This window comes from Actinomycetota bacterium (assembly GCA_036280995.1).
Classification (GTDB): Bacteria; Actinomycetota; CALGFH01; order CALGFH01; family CALGFH01; genus CALGFH01.
This window is the reverse complement of the sequence record DASUPQ010000424.1, coordinates 1-2616: the sequence shown is the minus strand read 5'-3', so window position 1 is coordinate 2616 and position 2616 is coordinate 1. Positions and strand designations below refer to the sequence as shown.

At 73.8% G+C, this 2616-nt stretch carries 4 protein-coding genes; 3 read left to right on the top strand and 1 reads right to left on the bottom strand.

Features of this window, described 5'->3' with window-relative positions; all coding sequences use genetic code 11:
- The 3 genes from VF468_14055 to VF468_14045 all read left to right on the top strand — a co-directional run.
- Positions 1–620 (top strand): HD domain-containing phosphohydrolase (locus VF468_14055; GenBank protein ID HEX5879416.1); only part of this gene is annotated, 620 nt, incomplete at its 5' end.
- A gap of 39 nt (positions 621–659) precedes the next feature.
- Entirely contained in the window at positions 660–1748 is a 1089-nt protein-coding gene (locus VF468_14050; GenBank protein ID HEX5879415.1) for an FAD-dependent oxidoreductase, read from the top strand.
- Positions 1745–2185, top strand: coding sequence for an isoprenylcysteine carboxylmethyltransferase family protein (locus tag VF468_14045; protein HEX5879414.1), 441 nt, complete (start codon positions 1745–1747; stop codon positions 2183–2185). The genes VF468_14050 and VF468_14045 overlap by 4 nt, the downstream gene beginning before the upstream one ends.
- Before the next feature lie 11 nt (positions 2186–2196).
- Here VF468_14045 and VF468_14040 read toward each other — a convergent pair.
- Positions 2197–2616, bottom strand: a 420-nt coding sequence (locus VF468_14040; protein HEX5879413.1) for a hypothetical protein, incomplete at its 5' end; no start/stop codon positions are given.

The following is a 2616-nucleotide window of genomic DNA, read 5'->3' as shown; positions in this document are numbered from 1 at the left end:
TCCGGATCTGGCAGAAGGCGGCCCCACTCACGCCGGATGACTGGGAGCGGGTCAGGCTGCATGCCTACCACTCCGAGCGCGTGCTCAGCCGCTCCCCGTTCCTGGCCGAGCTCGCGCCTGTGGCCAGCTTCCACCACGAGCGCCTGGACGGCTCGGGCTACCACCGGGGGACCGGCATCGCCGACATCGGGCCGCCCGCGCGCCTGCTCGCCGCCGCCGACGCCTACCACGCGATGACCGAGCCGCGACCCCACCGGGCGGCGCGTTCGCCCGGAGAGGCCGCCGAGGCCCTGGGCCGGGAGGCCGGTGAAGGACGGCTCGACCCCGACGCCGTCAGCGCCGTGCTCGAGGCCGCCGGGCAACGGGTCCCGCGGATCGAGCGGCCAGCCGGACTGACCGAGCGCGAGGCCGAGGTCATCGGTCTGCTCGCCCGCGGCCTGCAGACCAAGCAGATCGCCCGCGCGCTCGGGATCTCGGTCAAGACCGCCGACCACCACGTCCAGAACGCCTACGCCAAGATCGGCGTCTCCACCCGCGCCGCGGCCGCCCTGTTCGCCATGCGGCACGGCCTCGTGGCCTGGGGAGAACTCCCCATCGGACGCGCCCGCGACCACCCGTAGCGTTGGGCGGCAAGCGAGCGTGACCAGCGGGAGGCGACCATGCCCGAGCCAGTGCACGTCGAGACCGTGATCATCGGTGGTGGCCAGGCCGGCCTGGCGGTCGGCCGTCACCTGGCCCGGCGGGGACGGCCGTTCCTGATCCTGGACGCCAACCAGCGGGTCGGCGACGCCTGGCGCAGGCACTGGGACTCGCTGCGGCTGTTCACCCCGGCCCGCTACAGCGCGTTGGCCGAAGTCCCGTTCCCCGGTCCGGCCCACTCGTTCCCCACCAAGGACCAGGTGGCCGACTACCTGGAGGCCTACGCGACCCGGTTCCAGCTCCCGGTCCGGACCGGCGTCCGGGTGGACCGGCTGTCGAGGAACGGCGGCCGCTTCGTGGCCGCCGCGGGCCACCGGCGCTGGGAGGCCGACAACGCGGTGGTCGCCATGTCCTCCTTCCAGGTCCCCCGGGTGCCTCCCTTCGCCGCCGACCTCGGTCCCGGTGTCGTCCAGCTCCACTCGGCCGGCTACCGCAACCCTTCCCAGCTCCAGGCGGGCGGCGTCCTGGTGGTCGGGGCGGGCAACTCGGGAGCCGAGATCGCCCTCGAGGTCGCCGGCCGGCACCCGACCTGGCTGGCGGGCAGGGAGTCCGGCCAGGTCCCGTTCCGGATCGACGGCGCGGTGGCGCGGTTCGTCTTCCAGCCCCTGATGTTCCGGTTCGTCGGCCATCGCGTGCTGACCGTGGACACGCCGATCGGCCGCAGGATGCGCCCGAGGCTCATGGCCCACGGCGCGCCCCTGGTCCGGGTCAAGCCCAAGGACCTCGCCGCCGCCGGGGTCCGGCGCGTCCCCAGGGTCGTCGGTGTCCGCGACGGCCTCCCGGTGCTGGCCGACCAACGGGTCCTGGAGGTGGCCAACGTGATCTGGTGCACCGGGTTCGGACCCGACTTCTCCTGGATCGACCTCCCGGTCTTCGGCGCCGATGCGCGCGAGCCGATGCACCACCGCGGGGTCGTCACCAGCCAGCCGGGGCTGTACTTCGTGGGCCTCTTCTTCCTCTACGCCATGTCGTCGGGGTTCCTTCCCGGCGTCGACCGGGACGCCGAGCACGTGGTCCAGGCCATCCTGCGCCCGCAACGCCCCGGATGAGCCCACGGTGGGGCAACGTCCCGATCCCCCAGGCCCACCTGGTGGGGCTCGGGGCGGGCATCCTCCTGCAGGTCGTCACGCCGTGGAGCCTGCCCTGGCCGGCCTGGGTGGGCCAGGGCTGCGGCTGGCCCCTGGTCCTGGCCGGCCTGTGGCTCGGGGCGTGGGCGGTGCGGGCGGCAGGGGCCGTCAACCTCGAACGGCCGGACCAGCTCGTCGGCCGCGGCCCGTACGCCTTCAGCAGGAACCCGATGTACCTCGCCTGGACCCTCGGCTACGTGGGGACCAGCCTGGTCGCCGGCACCGCCTGGCCGCTGCCGCTCCTGCCGGGTGTGCTGGCCGTGACCCACGTCGAGGTCCTGCGGGAGGAGCGTTCCCTGGAACGACGGTTCGGGGCCGCCTACCGGAGCTACCGGGCCTCGGTCCGTCGGTACCTGTGACCGCCGGCCGCTCAGGGGGACCTGATGGCCAGGAACTCGCTGGTGTCGTCGCCCTTGCGCCGGTCCTCGCCGGGGACGCGCTGGTCGCCGAGGCGGCGGGGGCGGCCGGAGGCGCTCCAGCGCTCGATCAGGTAGGGCTTGGCGGCCAGGAACACCTCGGCGAAGGCCGCGATCCGCTCCTCGGCCTGCTCGGGGGTGTCGTCGGCGGTCTCGCGGACGAAGGTCGCCGTGCGCGCGAAGTACAGCGGGATCATCGACGAGACCAGCCGGTCGTGGTCGATCACCTGGGTGTTGTAGGCCAGCAGGTAGTCGTAGCAGATGCGGGCCCACAGCTCGACCGGGAGCACGAACCCCTCGGGCCGCTCGCTCGCCTGGTGGATGGCGTCCTCGACCGCGTCGAAGTGCTGGGCGGCCAGGACCTCGCGCCACAG

What these genes read in the sequence shown, in the direction of transcription:
- VF468_14050 (HEX5879415.1), top strand. Translation starts at nt 660, where the DNA reads ATGCCCGAGCCAGTGCACGTCGAGACCGTGATCATCGGTGGTGGCCAG.
- VF468_14045 (HEX5879414.1), top strand. Translation starts at nt 1,745, where the DNA reads ATGAGCCCACGGTGGGGCAACGTCCCGATCCCCCAGGCCCACCTGGTG.